Origin of the sequence: Nakamurella sp. A5-74, assembly GCF_040438885.1 — a bacterium.
Taxonomy (GTDB): Bacteria; Actinomycetota; Actinomycetes; order Mycobacteriales; family Nakamurellaceae; genus Nakamurella.
Genome location: NZ_CP159218.1, coordinates 3,663,921 through 3,678,536, shown reverse-complemented (window position 1 = coordinate 3,678,536; position 14,616 = coordinate 3,663,921). Strand labels below are relative to the sequence as shown.

Below are 14,616 nucleotides of genomic sequence, written 5' to 3'. Positions count from 1 at the left end.
CCCTCGCGGGAGCCGACGCCAGTAGTCACTGGAGTCGTCCCCGATCGGGGCCCACCGGCCACCTTGATGTCACGGATGCGCGGAATCCAGCATCCACCAGGAGCCGACACGTGCCTGCTCGTCGCTCGACCCAGTCCCCGTCCGCCGCTGCCGATCCGACGGCAGAGCAGCCCGCCCCCGCCGCCGGGAAGCGCGCACCACGCAATCCCAGTCGGACCGCCCGCCGCGCCGGCCGGGCAGCGGAACCAGGACGCCGGACCTATGTGATCGACACATCCGTCCTGCTGGCGGACCCGTGGGCGATCACGAAGTTCGCCGAACACTCGGTGATCATCCCGCTGGTGGTGATCGGTGAACTGGAGGACAAGCGGCACCATCCCGAGCTCGGGTACTTCGCCAGGCAGGCACTGCGGTTGCTGGACGACCTGCGGATCGAACACCAGCGGCTCGACCGGCCGATCCCGGTGGGCGACGCGGGCGGCACGGTGCACATCGAGCTCAACCACACCGACCCCGCCGTGCTGCCGGCCGGCTTCCGCGATGCGTCCGCCGACTCCCGGATCCTTGCCTGCTCGATGAACCTGCGGGCGGAGGGGCTGGACGTCACCCTGGTCTCCAAGGACATGCCGCTGCGGGTCAAGGCGGCCTCGGTCGGGCTGGCCGCCGACGAGTACCGCGCACAGGACATCCTGCCGTCCGGCTGGACCGGCATGGAGACCGTCGAGACGGCCAAGGAGAACGTGGATGCGTTGTACTCCAGCGGTCTGATCGATCTGGACGAGATCCGCGAGATGCCGTGCAACACCGGGGTGAAAATGATCGGCCCCAACGGTTCTGCGTTGGGACGGGTGACTCCGGGAAAGCAGCTGCGACTGGTCAGGGGGGAGAAGGAGGCGTTCGGACTGCGCGGACGCTCGGCCGAGCAGCGGATCGCCCTCGACCTGCTGATGGACGACGAGGTCGGCATCGTCTCGCTCGGCGGTCGGGCCGGCACCGGCAAGTCGGCGCTGGCTCTGTGTGCCGGCCTCGAGTTGGTGATGGAGAAGCGTGCGCACCGCAAGGTGGTGGTGTTCCGGCCGCTGTACGCCGTCGGCGGGCAGGAGCTGGGCTATCTGCCGGGCAGTGAGGGCGAGAAGATGGGCCCCTGGGCGCAGGCTGTCTTCGACACCCTCTCGGCGATCGCCTCGCCGCCGGTGATCGAGGAGGTGATGGCCCGCGGGATGCTCGAGGTACTGCCGCTCACCCACATCCGCGGTCGCTCGCTACACGATTCGTTCGTGATCGTCGACGAGGCCCAGTCGCTGGAGCGCAATGTGCTGCTGACCGTGCTGTCGCGGCTCGGCACCAACTCACGCGTCGTGCTCACCCATGACGTGGCCCAGCGCGACAACCTGCGGGTCGGTCGGCACGACGGCATCGCCGCGGTGATCGAGACGCTCAAGGGGCACCCGCTCTTCGCCCACGTCACGCTGACCCGCTCCGAGCGCTCGCCGATCGCAGCGCTGGTGACGGAGCTGCTGGAGCTGCCCGACCTCAACTGATCCGGGTGGTCCGTTCCTGCTCGAGCCCGACCCTTCTCCGCTCGGTCCCGCCCTGCCGCGCCTGCCTGCCAGGCGCGGCAGGTACGGCTCGCGCTTGGCATCGGGAACAATGTCCGGTGGTGCCCCTCTCCTCGGGTCGCCACCGGATGAGGAAGGTACCTGCATGCGAGTGCACCGCAGAGTGAGTCAGCACGCGATCCGCCGCGCGGCGTCACCGCGGTCCCGGGTCACGGCGGCCGCCGGAGTGCTCGCGGTGGGCGGCCTCGTCGTCGCTGCTCTGATCGCACCGGTCGCTGCGCAGGCCCGGCCGGCCACCCAGCTCGAGGTCCAGGCGGCAGCGGTGGCAGCTCCCGCGACCACCTCGGTCGGTCGGGCCAAGTTCACCGTCAAACCGGCCACCGACATCAAGGTCGCACCGAACGCAAGCACCGCGATCACGATCACCGGCACCGGGCTGGACCCCCAGCTCTCCCTGGAGATCGCTGTCTGCCAACGCGACTCGGACGCCCCACGGGACCTCACACAGTGTCTCGGTGGCCCGATCCCGGACGACAACGCCACCACGTCCTGGGCAGTGATCAGCAGCGACCAGGGCGCGACGCCGCCCGGACCGGTCCAGGGCGCGATCGATGACAACGGAAAGTTCTCGGTGACGTTGCAGCTGCCCGGGATCGCTGATGCCGCAGCGGATTGCCAGTCGGCGGAGTGCTCGGTCGTCATCCGTGAGCAGGGCTCCGACCAGGGCCTGCTGGTCCCGGTGACCTTCGACGCTCCCGGCGGGTCCTCGTCGGGGCAGTCAAGCTCCCCGACCACCCCAACGACACCGACCACTCCGACCACGCCCACCACTCCGACCACCCCCACGTCGACGACCCCCACGTCGACGACCCCGACGTCGACGACCCCGACGTCGACGACCCCGACGTCGACGACCCCGACGTCGACGACCCCGACGTCGACGACCCCCACGTCGACGACCCCCACGTCGACGACCCCGACGTCGACGACCCCCACCACGCCCACCTCGACGACCCCCACCACCACCGCACCCGTTGCCACGACGGTGGAGGCCGCCAGCATTCTGGTGCCGCGGGTGCGGGCGGGCGCCACCCAGGTGGTCGTGTTCGACGGGTTCACCCCGGGGGAGACGGTGACGGTGTCGTTGGCAGGCAACCCCCAGGTGAGGTTCCCGGAGCTGACGGCCGACGACAGCGGGCTGGTGCGCGTCGAATGGGCGGTGCCGACTGACTTCGCGGCGGCCCGGTACTCATTGCGGGTCGACGGGGCCGAGTCGCTGCGGGTGGGAGTCGCCGACTTCCAGGTGTTGGCGGTCGTCGTGCCCTCGTCGTCGACGTCCGTGTCGGCGCCGAGCACCACGCCGTCGCCGTCGCCCAGTTCGACCACCCCGAGTTCGACTGCCTCGAGCACGACCGCATCCTCGACGTCCAGCTCCCGCAGATCGTCTTCGACCGCGTCCTCGAGCACCGCGGTGACGACCACCGGGGCCGGTGCGGGGCCGGTGCAGGCGAGCAGCACACCTTGGTGGCTGTGGATCACCCTCGGTCTGCTGCTGATCGCCGGTCTGGTGGTGGCCGTTGTCCTGATGGGCAGGCAGCACCGTCAGCAGGCGCTCAAGGAGCAGCAGGCCCGGGAGCGCCAGCTCGCCTCGGCGGCGGAGACACAGAGCCTGATCCCGATGCCGCCGACCCCGGCACCGCCGACCCCGCCGGCCGGTCTGGGCGAGTACGCCGAGGACCCGCAGCGGCCGATCCTGTTCTCCCACCGGCAGGCCGAGCAGTACACCCCGCCGACCGATCCGATCGACTCGGCACCGACCCAGCAGATCGACCCGCGTGGGCTGCCGACCCAGGCGATCAACCCTCAGCAGCCGGGATCCGGCAGCGCTCGCAAGCCGATGGCCGACCCGGGTCCGGCGACCGGGGCGTGGACTCCCGACTTCGCTCCCGGGCAACCTCCTGCCGGTCCGGGGCCGGGAACCCAGCAGTTCGACCCGTTCGCCGACGACGCCGACGGTTCCGGTGATGCGGGGCCTGCGGCCGGCGCTGTGGCGGACCCCGGGCCGGGGACGCAGCAGTTCGACCCGTTCGCCGACGAGTCGGACCCGGGTCAGACCTCCGGGTCGGGCGCCGACGGGAACGACGAGCTGGGACCGAAGCATTCGGCGGACGACTGGGACACCCCGCCCCCGCGCTGACGGGACGGCCCAGGGTGGCCACTTCACCGGTTTCGGTGGTACCGGTCTCCGGGTGAGCGCCGTTCCCGGCGGCAGGGTATGTCGAGAGGTCCGCTCGGCCGATCTTCAGCGCCGCCAGAGGTACGGCGTCGTGGTCGAGACCTTGACCAGGCCCGCCCGCTCCAGGATCGGGCGGGAGAACTCGGTGCAGTCGACGTTGACCAGCGTGATGCCCTGCTCCAGCGCCGACCGCGCACGGGCGGCGGTCAGTGCCCGGTAGATCCCGCGGCCCCGCCACTCGGGTCTGGTCGCGCCACCCCACAGTCCGGCGAAATCGGTTCCCGGCACCGGCTCCAGCCGGCCGGCGCTGACGATCTGCCCTGCAACTTCGGCGACCCAGTATTCGATGCCGCCGCTGGTGGCGGGCAGCGGGGCATCCGGTGTCCAGTCCTGGTCGTCGAAGACCTCCGCCTGCATGGCGTTCATCGCGCGGATCTCGTCCTCGGCGGTGGTCCGGCGCACCGTCACGCCCGTCGGCAGTGCGACCTCGTCAGCGAGTACTGCAACTTCCCCGATCAGGATCGACTCCGTCGCCTCGGGACGGAATCCGTTCTCCAGCAACGCATCCTCGAGGCCAGGAGCGTGGTCGTGGCCACGGGTCTTCCACTCGACCCGGCTGATCGCCGGATCGTCGCGATAGTGGGCGAGCGCTCGCACGACCAGGTCGCGGATCTCGCCGGCGCCCCCGAGATCCCGATAGGTGATGAAGCCGCGACCACCCGCCAGCGTCGCCAGCAGCAGCGGACCGAGGTGGGCCACGTCGATCGCAGTCTGCGTCTCCGCATCGGTCCTGAGCTGATCGTCATAGCGTTGCAGGAGGACCGCAGGCTCTGTCACGGTCCCGACAGTGCCCGGTGAGCGGCCGACCGGCAACCGGATTCGACGTGGCTGCACCCGGAGGTCCACCATCATCCCCATGGACATCACCGCTGCGCACCAGCTCACCGACTGGCGGCGTTCGATGGCCCGGCTGTACGAACAGGTGCGCGGTGCCCAGGATCCGCAGACCGGTCATGAGCTGTGGCGCGCCGGCCGGGACGAGCTGTTCCGGCACCATCCGCAGAGTCCGCTGCCGGCGGAAGATCCGTTGCGCCGCAGCGGGATCCCGTGCTGGCCCTACCGCGCTGAGCTACGCTTCCAGCTCCCGATCACCCCGGTCGACGACCCGCTGCACTACGAGGTCGACACCGGCGTCGATGGGGTGACGGTGCTCGAGCAATTGGGGACAGTGCGGCTCCCGGACCCGCTCGCAGCCACCATCGCCGTGTGGTGGCTGCCGCAGTACGGTGGCGGCCTGTTCCTCCCGTTGCGGGACGGGACGGCGGGCGACACCAGCTACGGCGCGGGCCGGTACCTGCTGGACACCGCCAAGAGCGCCGACCTCGGCGGCACCGAGGACGGGCTGGTCGTCGACCTCAACTTCCTCTACCACCCGTCGTGCCGCTATGACCCGTCGTGGGTGTGTCCGCTCGCGCCACCGGAGAACAGGATCAGCTCGCCCGTCCAAGCGGGCGAGCGACTGGCCTGAGCTGCCCCGGTGGGTCGCTGTTCGGCGTAGAAACGCCGAATCGATGACGGTTCGGCGTAGAAACGCCGAACGGATGACGGGCCTCGACCATCGGCGGCCTGCTCGCCGATGGTGGGACGACTACGGGTGCGTCATGGACAACACGTCGAGCGCTGCATCGAGCTGCTCGGCGGTGAGCTTTCCGGCCTCGACGTGGCCGCGCTCCAGCACGACCGTCTTGATGGTCTTGTTCTGCTTGAGGGCCTGTTTGGCGACGGAGGCGGCCTCCTCGTAGCCGATGTACTTGTTGAGCGGCGTGACGATCGACGGGCTCGACTCGGCGAAGGCCAGGCAGCGGGCCACGTCCGCGACGATCCCGGAGATGCAGCGATCGGCCAGTAGGCGGGAGACGTTGCCGATCAGCCGGATCGATTCGAGCAGGTTGCGGGCCATCACCGGGAACATCACGTTGAGCTCGAAGTTGCCCTGACTGCCGGCGAACGCCACCGTCGCATCGTTGCCGATCACCTGCGCGGCGACCATCAGGGTGGCCTCCGGGAGCACCGGGTTGACCTTGCCCGGCATGATCGAGCTGCCCGGCTGCAGATCGGGAAGGTGGATCTCGGCGAGACCGGCGCGCGGGCCCGATCCCATCCAGCGGATGTCGTTGCAGATCTTCGTCAGGCCGACGGCGATGGTGCGCAGCTGACCGGACGTCTCGACCAGCGAATCGCGGGCACCCTGCGCCTCGAAGTGATTGCGGGCCTCCGTGAACGGCAGGTCCGTCACCGCAGCAAGCTCGGCGATCACTGCTGCGGAGAAGCCCGGCGGGGTGTTGATGCCGGTGCCGACGGCGGTGCCGCCCAGCGGCAGCTCGGCCAGCCGCGGCAGCGACGACTCGAGCCGCTCGATGCCGTAGCGGACCTGCTCGGCGTAGCCGCCGAACTCCTGGCCGAGGGTGACAGGGGTGGCGTCCATCAGGTGCGTGCGACCGGACTTGACCACCGTCGCCCACTCGTCCGACTTGGCCTCCAGAGCCTCGGCCAGGTGCGCGAGCGCCGGGACGAGCTCCCGCACGACGGCCTCGGTGGCGGCGACGTGGATGGACGTCGGGAAGACGTCGTTGGACGACTGGCTGGCGTTGACGTGATCGTTCGGGTGCACCTTGCCGCCGAGGGATTCAGTGGCGACGGTCGAGATGACCTCGTTGGTGTTCATGTTGGAGCTGGTGCCCGAGCCGGTCTGGAAGACGTCGATCGGGAAGTCGCCGTCGAACACGCCGTCCGCGACCTGCGCGGCAGCGGCCTGGATGGCGCCGGCGATGTCGTTCGGGACCACACCGAGACCCGCATTGATCTTGGCGGCGGCGCCCTTGATGAGGGCGAGGGCGCGGATCTGGCCGCGCTCGAGACCGCGGCCGGAGATCGGGAAGTTCTCCACGGCCCGCTGGGTCTGCGCCTGGTACTTGGCCAGGCGGGGCACCCGGACGTCGCCCATCGTGTCGTGCTCGATGCGGAATTCGTTTCCGGCGTCTGCAGTGGGGCCGGTGGTGCTCGGATCGACGTCGTTGTGATCAGCCATGGGATCAACCGTAATGGCAGCGCCGCGACGGTCGGAACCGCAGATCGGTACAGGTCGGGCGAATCACACCCAGGCGGACGCGGGTCAGCCGCGCACGGCCGCAGCCAACGTGCGGAAGGCGGAATCCTCCGCGCTTCCGGTGATCAGGTACGTCACGTCGCCCGCGGTACGGAACCAGGCGGGCTCACTGCGGACGCCCGTCCCGACCGTCCAGGTGACGCCGTCGACGTCGACGGTCCCGACATCGGCGCCGACCGCGCCGAACTCCGAGCCGAGCAGCGCGGTGGGCTCGGCGTTGCTGGCGATGAGGCCGATGAACTTGCCGTCCGGGATCAGCCAGCCGGCGCGCACCGTCAGGGGTGTCCCGGCCGGTGCGGTGTCGGGATCGGTCTGCGCAGCGCTGTTGGGGTGCCAGTCGTCCGGGATGCCCTGCGGGACGATCGGGGTGAACGGCAGCAGCCGCGGGGCCTTGGCGAACTGGCCGGTGGCGTCCGCGCTGGGGACCGGGCCGGTGTCCGTCGGGGTACCGGGAGAGAAGGTGAATCCGCCGTTGATGCCGACGAACAACAGCACGACGACGACCAGCAGGCCCATCGACAGGGCCATGTCGCGCATCGTCTTGTTGCGCTTGGTCTTCGGGACGGCGATCGGGTTGGACTCGATCGTGATGCTCTGACCCGCGGCCGCGGCCGCGACCGTGGTCTGTTCTGGGGCGATGCTCGGCTCGGCGGCGTTCCCGGGCCGCCCGCTGACGGGAGCTGCAGGGTCAGAGTTGCCGGAATCTGCGCTGTCGGGCCGGGGGTCGTGGTGCGGGGAACTCACGGCTTCATTGTCCCACGCGCTGTACGTCGGCCTGGCGGCTCGTTGCTCACAGAACTGGTCGCCAGTGCACGATTTCGGCGGGGGACCGCTGGGTCTCGCTCACTGGAGACGTGTTCTGCGAGCGTCACCCTTCGGGCTCGTCCAGCTCCTCGTCCTCGACCCGGTCGAGGACGGCCCGCACCCGCGCCTGGGCGCCGTCCAGCAAAGCTTCGCAGCGACGGGCGAGTTGCTCGCCGCGCTCCCACAGGATCAACGACTCCTCGAGGTCGAGCCCGCCGGACTCGAGCGTGCCGACCACCTGGGCCAGTTCATCCCTGGCCTGCTCGTAGCTGAGCGTTGTGTCGGGATCCTCGGACGTGGCGTCGGTGGTGGGTGCCTTCTTGGCGGGACTCATCGCTGTTCCTTCGGCAGTGGTCGGTCCGGGTCGGTTTCCGGGCCGGTGCTGGTGGCGTGCAGGACGCCGTCGCGCACGCGGATCCGCAGTCCGGTACCCGACGGCGCCTGGTCCGGGGAGACCAGCAGTGCGCCGGCGGCCTGGACCACGGCGTATCCGCGGGCCAGGGTGGCATTCGGGCCGAGGGCAGCGAGCTGCGCCCGTCGGTGGTCCAGATCGCGGCCGGCGCTGGTGAGGCGTCCGGTGATCGTGGTGCGGGCCCGGTCGCTCAGCCGATCGACGACCGCTCGGCGCTCGGCGATCGGCACCAGCGGCCTGGCCAGTACGGTCGCCGACGCGATGCGGTCCAGCCGGAGACGTTCGCGCTCCACCCAACCGGCCAGTGCGCGACGGGACCGCCGACGCAGCCCGTCGATCCCGGCCAGCTCGGCGGCGACGTCCGGCACGATCCGTTTGCCGGCGTCCGTCGGGGTCGAACAGCGCAGGTCGGCAACGTCGTCGAGGATGGGATGGTCCGGTTCGTGACCGATCGCCGAGACCACCGGGGTGCGGCAGGCAGCGACCGTGCGGCAGAGCAACTCGTCGGAGAACGGCAGCAGGTCCTCGACCGAGCCGCCGCCGCGGGCCAACACGATCACGTCCACTCCTGGATCTGCGTCCAGGTTCTTGACCGCCTCGATCAACTGCCCGACGGCCTGGTTCCCCTGCACTAGTGAATGGGCGACGCGCACCGTGACTGCCGGCCACCGCAACCGGGCGTGGGTGAGGAAATCGGTCTCGGCGGCCGAGTCGCGGCTGGTGATCAACCCGATCCCGCGTGGCAGGAACGGCAGCGGCTTCTTGCGGGAATCAGCAGTCAGCCCCTCGGCGGCCAGGAGCGCCCGCACCCGCTCGAGCCTGGCCAGCAGCTCGCCGATCCCGACCGGGTGCAGCGCGTCGACCCGGAACGACAGGGTCCCGCGAGCCGCCCAGTAGTCGAACTTGCCGTGCACCACGATGCGGCTGCCGACCTTCGCCGACGCGGCCTGATCGTCGATCAACCCGCGGGAACACGTCAGCCTGAGCGACATGTCGACTGCCGGATCCCGCAGGGTGAGGTACGCCGTCGATTGCCCTGGCCGAACGCTGAGCTCGGCGATCTGGCCCTCGACCCAGGCGGCAGGGGCCTTGCCGATGTAGTCCACCATTCGCTGTGACAGGGAGCGGACAGGCCAGGGATTCTCCCGCGAGGTGTCGCTCGCCAACCTCGGCGGGGGCGCCGGCATCGCGGCGGAATCGGTCACGATCCGGTGCGCTCGAGGGTCGCGATGCGATTGCTGATGAGCGTCAGGAACGCCGGACGTCGCGCATCCCGCTCCTCGGCGGCGAGCAGCGACCGCAGGTCGCCGAGCTGCAGCTCGGTCAGCCGACTCCGCAGCTGACCGAGGGTCAGCGAGCCGTATCCCGCGACGATGGTGTCTGCCGAACCCGCAGCCGGTGCCGGGGTGCTGGTGAGCGGATCGGACCAGCCGGGTGCGGCGTCGCCGAGCTCTGCGGCGGCGGCCTCGGGAGGCGTGCTCACACGGATCCTCTTCGGCCGGCGCGCCGGGGGAGCGACGACCGTCGCGGCATCCGGGTCCCTTCCGGGGGCGTGATCGGCACGGCCGTCGGCACCGCTGTCAGCGGGGGGCTCGGCAGGGTCGGTGTCATCGTCGAACCGGGCCCAGGTGGGATTCGCCTGTGCGGCGGGGGTGCCCTCCAGGAGTTCGTCGCCGCGGATCACCAACTCGGTGATCTCGTTGCGGACCTGCAGGGCGAGCTTGGCGGCGGTGCCGGCCAGCCGCACCCCGAGTGCCGGGAGTTCTTCGGGAAGCCTGCGCACGGTGTCGATACCGGTGGCAACGACGCCGGCCGCGAGCCGGAGCGGGAACGGCAACGAGGACATGTGCCCAGCGTGCCGCATTCGGTGCGGCGATGCGAACGCTCCCGCCCGTGCCGAGTGTGAGCGGCCGAGCGTGAGCGGCCGCGCGATCGGTCCCTACGATGGAGGGATGCCCTCCGACCCCTCCGCGCCGAACCCGCCGACCGCTCCCGCAGCGACCGGCGTCGTCCGCGCTCCGGACACCGGCGGCAAGCGCGTGTTGCTCGCCCGCCCGCGTGGCTACTGCGCCGGTGTCGACCGTGCAGTGGTGACCGTCGAGAAGGCACTGGAGCAGTACGGCGCACCGGTCTACGTGCGCAAACAGATCGTGCACAACAAGCACGTGGTCGCCACACTGGAGCGCCGCGGCGCGATTTTCGTCGAGGAGACCGGCGAGGTTCCCGAGGGTGCGTTGGTGGTCTTCTCCGCGCACGGGGTGTCGCCCGCCGTCCACGCCGAAGCCGAGCAGCGCAAGCTCTCGGTGATCGACGCGACCTGCCCGCTGGTCACCAAGGTCCACAAGGAGGCCACTCGGTTCGCCTCCGAGGACTACGACATCCTGCTGATCGGTCACACCGGCCACGAAGAGGTCGAGGGGACCTACGGCGAGGCGCCGGAGTCGATCCAGATCGTCGACAGTGCGGCGGACGTCGATGCGGTCACCATCCGGGATCCGGAGAAGGTGGTCTGGCTGAGCCAGACGACGCTGTCGGTGGACGAGACCCTGGAGACCGTCGACCTGATCCGCAAGCGGTTCCCGCTGTTGATCAGCCCGCCCAGCGACGACATCTGTTATGCGACCCAGAACCGCCAGGAAGTGGTCAAGCAGATCGCGCCCGAGTGCGATCTGGTGATCGTCGTCGGTTCCCGCAACTCCTCGAACTCCGTGCGGCTCGTCGAGGTCGCGCTCGATGCAGGGGCGCGCGCATCGTTCCTGATCGACTATGCCCACGAGATCGACGAGTCGGTGCTCGACGGGGTACGCACCGTCGGCGTGACCTCGGGGGCGTCGGTGCCGGAAGACCTGGTCGAAGGCGTACTGGACTGGCTGGTGGAGCGGGGTTATGCCGACGTCAGCGAGATCACCGCGGCACAGGAGACGTTGACGTTCTCGCTGCCGAAGGAACTGCGGCGCCGTCAGGTGCCGTCGGCGAGCTGACCGCCGAGGCAGGATCCGGGGCCGCAGGTCTTGGGTCGCTCGCGTCCGGGACCGCTCGAGTCCAGGTCCGCTCAGCGCAGGTCGGCGTCCGTAGTGTCGGCCGGCCGGGCCACCTCTTCACGGCGCGAGGTGCGCAGCGGCTGGGTGAACACCCGGATCATTCCGATCACCAGGCAGGCCGTGGTGGCGATCGCGACCATCGGGAAGATCTTCACCACGTTGACCGCAGCGTCGATGGTCCCGGAGCTGGTGAAGAACCTGGCGTAGACGAACACGACCAGCACGCCCACCAGGGGCGGCTGGACGATCGCGGTGAACACCGCGCGCCGCCGGACGGCGGCGACCGCCAGGACGCACCCGACGATGTAGGCGATCCACAGCACGGTCGGAACTCCATCGCTGATGAAGTCGGCGCCGCCGACGATCGCGCCGATCAGCGTGAGGACCACGGCGGCGGCCACCGCGCCGTACCAGGGGATGCCGCGGACGGCCGGCACGATCGAGGCGAGCGCCAGCTGGTCGGCGAAGTCGGGCTCGGGGCGCACAGTCGCAGTCGTCACCGGTCCACGGTAGCGCCCCGATCTCGCAAATCGGCCGGACCTGCCGTCGTTCGGGTGCCTAAGCCTGCCAGGCGCTGCTCGAAGTCGTCGTCGTCGGCCGGTCTCTTTGATGCCGCACTGTCCCGTTCGCGATCTTCACCGTCCGCCGGCTGTACGGAACCCGCACCCACCGGCACCGTCGTCAGCGGTGGGACGGTGAGGTCGTCGTCGGCGGCACCGGACATCTCCCCGAGACGCCGGGCGGTCACCACCAGCCGACTGTCGTAGGAGCGGACGGCCGCGTTGTAGGCATCGACCGACCTGGCCAGGCCACCGCCGAGATTGCCCAGGTGGTTGCTGAAGACGCCCAACCGGTGGAACAGCTCCCGGCCCAGCCGGTGCACCTCCGCCACGGATTCCGAGAGCCGCTCCGATCGCCACGTCACTGCGACGGCCCGCAGCAGGCCGAACAGCGTCGAGGGCGTGGCGATCACCACGTTCTTGGCGAACGCGTACTCGGTGAGTGCCGGATCGACCTGCAGGGCGACGTCGAGCAATGCGTCCCCTGGCACGAACATCACCACGAACTCGGGCGTCGGGTGGAATTGACGCCAATAGGCCTTGCGCGCCAACGCATCCACGTGCAGCCGGAAGGCCCTGGCATGCTCGGCCATGGCCGCGCGACGCCGACGGTCGTCGACCACCGGGTCCACCGGGGACCCGGCGCGGGCGTCGACATCGTCGGTCGCAGCCAGCCAACTCTGCAACGGAACCTTGGCGTCGACCGGGATGTTCCGGTCGCCCGCCAACCGGATCACCATGTCGGGGCGCAGGCTGCCGTCGGCATCGAAGGCATCCGGAAGCGTGGTCTGGGTGTCGAAATCGCAGTGCTCGAGCATGCCGGTGAGCTCGACGATGCGCTGCAGTTGCAGCTCGCCCCAGCGGCCCCGGGTGCCGGGATGGCGAAGCGCGTCGGACAGCGAGCGGGTCTGTCGGCCGAGGTCGGTCGAACTGCGGTGCAGGGCCGCGATCTGTTCACGCAGCCCCGCATAGCTGCCGATGCGCTCCCGTTCGACGCGGTGCAGCTCGGCCTCCACCCGGCCGAGCGCTGCACTCGCCGGGCGGAGCACCTCGGCCACGGCCAGTACCGGGTCAACCGCTCCGGCGGGCAGCGGGGCGCCCCGCAGCCGCGCGAGGCGCAGTCCGAGCAGCAGCCCGATCAGCAGGCCGGCCAGCAGCAGGGCCGCGCCGATCAGCGAGGACGAGTTCATGCCCAGGACTGTCGCAGAGGGCTCCGACAGTGGCAGCGACCTGGGCTGACGGGGTAGGACGTCAGGCGCGGGTCAGCAGGTCGATGACCTGCTCGACGACCAGGCCGTTGCCGGCCACGTGCCACCGCAGGCCGCGATGCAGATGAGTGCGTGCGACGCCTCCGGCGCCGCGCACCAGAGCGGCGCCGGGGAGCCAGTCCCAGGACGGTGTGGAGTGCTGCGCCCAGACGCCGAGTCGACCGGAGGCGACCCCGGCGAGATCCATCGAGCCGGAGCCGAGCATCCGGACCGTCGCCGCGCGCGACGCCATGGCCAGGAACGGTTCGCGGGCGTGCGGGTCGTGCAGCAGCGTGGGGTGCAGGTAGGTGCTCAGGCTGATCTGATCCAACGGTCGGTCGGCGAGCCGCTGCACCGGAGCGCCGCGCAGGGTCGTGGGGTGATCAGGCCCGCCGAGCCAGCTCTCGCCGGACGGTTCGTGCGCCACTGCGCCCAGGATCACCGCGTCCTCGCCGGTGGGGGAGGTCGCGTCCGGCCCGCGCAGAGCGAGTGCCGAGCACCAGTAGTCCAGTCCGGAAGCGAAGTTGTAGGTCCCGTCCACCGGATCGATCACCCAGGTGCGCCCGGTGCTGCCGGCCACCGCGGTGCCCTCCTCGCCGACGATCCCGTCATCCGGACGGAGCGCGGTCAGGGCCTCGGTGACCAACTTCTCGGCAGCCAGGTCGGCGGCGGTGACGACATCGGACACCGACGTCTTGGCCTTGGTCGTCAGTCCGCCGCGGCGCATCTGCGCGGCCAGCGTCGATGCGTCCAGCACCAGCCGGGTGGCCAGCTCGGGATCGGTCGGATCCTGGTCGGTCAGATCGGGGGCCGTTGCCTGGTTCTGCACCTGCCCAGGGTAGGACCAGCGGCCTGCCCGCGGTTCAGCGGCGGCGGGGACTGCGCTCGATCTCCGACCCGGGTCGGTCGCGGGATCGATCTCAGCCGTTGCCGGGTGACTCGAGCAATGATCGGACGATCAGCTCCTGCGCGGCGCAGTAGGTGAGCATCACGACCGCGTCGACGACCGACTGCGGGAACGGCAGCGTGCGGAACCGGGACAGACCCAGCAGTAGATCGGACGCGCAGAACAGTGCTGCCCCGGCGATCGCGGTCGGTCTCCGGGTGCCGATCGCAAGTGCGGTCATGGCCGTGATGACGCCGATGTAGCCGGCCACCGGCGCACGCAGACTGCCGGCGACGGGCAGCAGGGCTGCTGCACCAGCGCCGGCGACGGCGAGTGCGGGAACCCCGAGCAGCGGAGTTTTCCGGAGCCCGTCGACGCCGCCCGCGGCGCCGAAGCCCGCCCCGTAGGCGAGGTGTCCGCCGAGAAAGGCTCCCAACCCGACGACGAAGGCGTTCTCGTCGGTCCGCAACAGTGCAACGTCGCCGCACCAGGACAATCCGAGTCCCACGGCCGCTGTCCCGGCGCCCCGGCTGCGGGTGCCAGGGCCCCGGCGCAGCGCCGAGAACCCGAGCACGGGCATCAGCGCGGTCTTCGTGAACGACCTGGCGCGACGCGCTGTCGGCGTCCCGACCGCTGCCGCAACAACATCCAAGGTGGCCGTCACTCGGAACAGGGTGGGCATCCGCCCAGTGTTGCAGGATCAGT

Annotated in this window: 15 protein-coding genes; 4 read left to right on the top strand and 11 right to left on the bottom strand. The window is 70.4% G+C overall.

The window, feature by feature from the left end:
• Window positions 1-263 precede the first annotated feature (263 nt).
• Window positions 264-1,541 carry a PhoH family protein gene (locus tag ABLG96_RS16860; protein WP_353651561.1) on the top strand — a complete coding sequence of 426 codons (1,278 nt, stop codon included), beginning with the start codon at window positions 264-266 and terminating at the stop codon, window positions 1,539-1,541.
• A 186-nt stretch (window positions 1,542-1,727) separates the two neighbouring features.
• On the opposite strand, the gene ABLG96_RS16855 is transcribed toward ABLG96_RS16860, so the two are convergent.
• Window positions 1,728-3,041 carry a hypothetical protein gene (locus tag ABLG96_RS16855; protein WP_353648487.1) on the bottom strand — a complete coding sequence of 438 codons (1,314 nt, stop codon included), beginning with the start codon at window positions 3,039-3,041 and terminating at the stop codon, window positions 1,728-1,730.
• On the opposite strand from ABLG96_RS16855, the gene ABLG96_RS16850 reads away from it, so the two are divergent.
• On the top strand, window positions 3,031-3,756 hold the full coding sequence (locus ABLG96_RS16850) for a hypothetical protein (protein WP_353648486.1): 726 nt from the start codon (window positions 3,031-3,033) through the stop codon (window positions 3,754-3,756). The genes ABLG96_RS16855 and ABLG96_RS16850 overlap by 11 nt on opposite strands.
• A 105-nt stretch (window positions 3,757-3,861) precedes the next feature.
• Here ABLG96_RS16850 and ABLG96_RS16845 read toward each other — a convergent pair whose 3' ends face one another.
• A complete protein-coding gene (locus tag ABLG96_RS16845; protein ID WP_353648485.1) occupies window positions 3,862-4,632 on the bottom strand; it encodes a GNAT family N-acetyltransferase in 771 nt (256 codons plus the stop codon).
• A 79-nt stretch (window positions 4,633-4,711) separates the two neighbouring features.
• Between ABLG96_RS16845 and ABLG96_RS16840 the strand changes: the two genes are divergently transcribed.
• Window positions 4,712-5,323 carry a DUF1684 domain-containing protein gene (locus ABLG96_RS16840; protein ID WP_353648484.1) on the top strand — a complete coding sequence of 204 codons (612 nt, stop codon included), beginning with the start codon at window positions 4,712-4,714 and terminating at the stop codon, window positions 5,321-5,323.
• 120 nt (window positions 5,324-5,443) lie between these two features.
• Here the strand turns inward: ABLG96_RS16840 and ABLG96_RS16835 are convergent, their stop codons facing one another.
• The 5 genes from ABLG96_RS16835 to ABLG96_RS16815 form a co-directional block, all read right to left on the bottom strand.
• On the bottom strand, window positions 5,444-6,883 hold the full coding sequence (locus ABLG96_RS16835; RefSeq protein WP_353648483.1) for a class II fumarate hydratase: 1,440 nt from the start codon (window positions 6,881-6,883) through the stop codon (window positions 5,444-5,446).
• Window positions 6,884-6,967: 84 nt separating this feature from the next.
• Window positions 6,968-7,705, bottom strand: coding sequence for a DUF4245 domain-containing protein (locus ABLG96_RS16830; protein ID WP_353648482.1), 738 nt, complete (start codon window positions 7,703-7,705; stop codon window positions 6,968-6,970).
• A gap of 124 nt (window positions 7,706-7,829) precedes the next feature.
• Entirely contained in the window at window positions 7,830-8,099 is a 270-nt protein-coding gene (locus ABLG96_RS16825) for an exodeoxyribonuclease VII small subunit (RefSeq protein ID WP_353648481.1), read from the bottom strand.
• Window positions 8,096-9,364 carry an exodeoxyribonuclease VII large subunit gene (gene xseA, locus ABLG96_RS16820; protein ID WP_353651560.1) on the bottom strand — a complete coding sequence of 423 codons (1,269 nt, stop codon included), beginning with the start codon at window positions 9,362-9,364 and terminating at the stop codon, window positions 8,096-8,098. Before xseA ends, ABLG96_RS16825 begins: the two co-directional genes overlap by 4 nt.
• A gap of 14 nt (window positions 9,365-9,378) precedes the next feature.
• Entirely contained in the window at window positions 9,379-10,023 is a 645-nt protein-coding gene (locus ABLG96_RS16815; RefSeq protein WP_353648480.1) for a lipid droplet-associated protein, read from the bottom strand.
• A gap of 106 nt (window positions 10,024-10,129) precedes the next feature.
• On the opposite strand from ABLG96_RS16815, the gene ABLG96_RS16810 reads away from it, so the two are divergent.
• On the top strand, window positions 10,130-11,158 hold the full coding sequence (locus tag ABLG96_RS16810; protein ID WP_353648479.1) for a 4-hydroxy-3-methylbut-2-enyl diphosphate reductase: 1,029 nt from the start codon (window positions 10,130-10,132) through the stop codon (window positions 11,156-11,158).
• A 71-nt stretch (window positions 11,159-11,229) separates the two neighbouring features.
• On the opposite strand, the gene ABLG96_RS16805 is transcribed toward ABLG96_RS16810, so the two are convergent.
• From ABLG96_RS16805 to ABLG96_RS16790, 4 genes are all read right to left on the bottom strand, one after another.
• Complete coding sequence (locus ABLG96_RS16805) at window positions 11,230-11,718, bottom strand: DUF6542 domain-containing protein (RefSeq protein WP_353648478.1); 489 nt, start codon at window positions 11,716-11,718, stop codon at window positions 11,230-11,232.
• Window positions 11,715-12,968, bottom strand: a complete 1,254-nt coding sequence (locus tag ABLG96_RS16800; protein WP_353648477.1) for a DNA recombination protein RmuC — start codon at window positions 12,966-12,968, stop codon at window positions 11,715-11,717. The genes ABLG96_RS16805 and ABLG96_RS16800 overlap by 4 nt, the downstream gene beginning before the upstream one ends.
• Window positions 12,969-13,029: 61 nt before the next feature.
• On the bottom strand, window positions 13,030-13,854 hold the full coding sequence (locus tag ABLG96_RS16795; RefSeq protein WP_353648476.1) for an inositol monophosphatase family protein: 825 nt from the start codon (window positions 13,852-13,854) through the stop codon (window positions 13,030-13,032).
• A 91-nt stretch (window positions 13,855-13,945) separates the two neighbouring features.
• On the bottom strand, window positions 13,946-14,593 hold the full coding sequence (locus ABLG96_RS16790; RefSeq protein ID WP_353648475.1) for a lysoplasmalogenase: 648 nt from the start codon (window positions 14,591-14,593) through the stop codon (window positions 13,946-13,948).
• Window positions 14,594-14,616 lie beyond the last annotated feature (23 nt).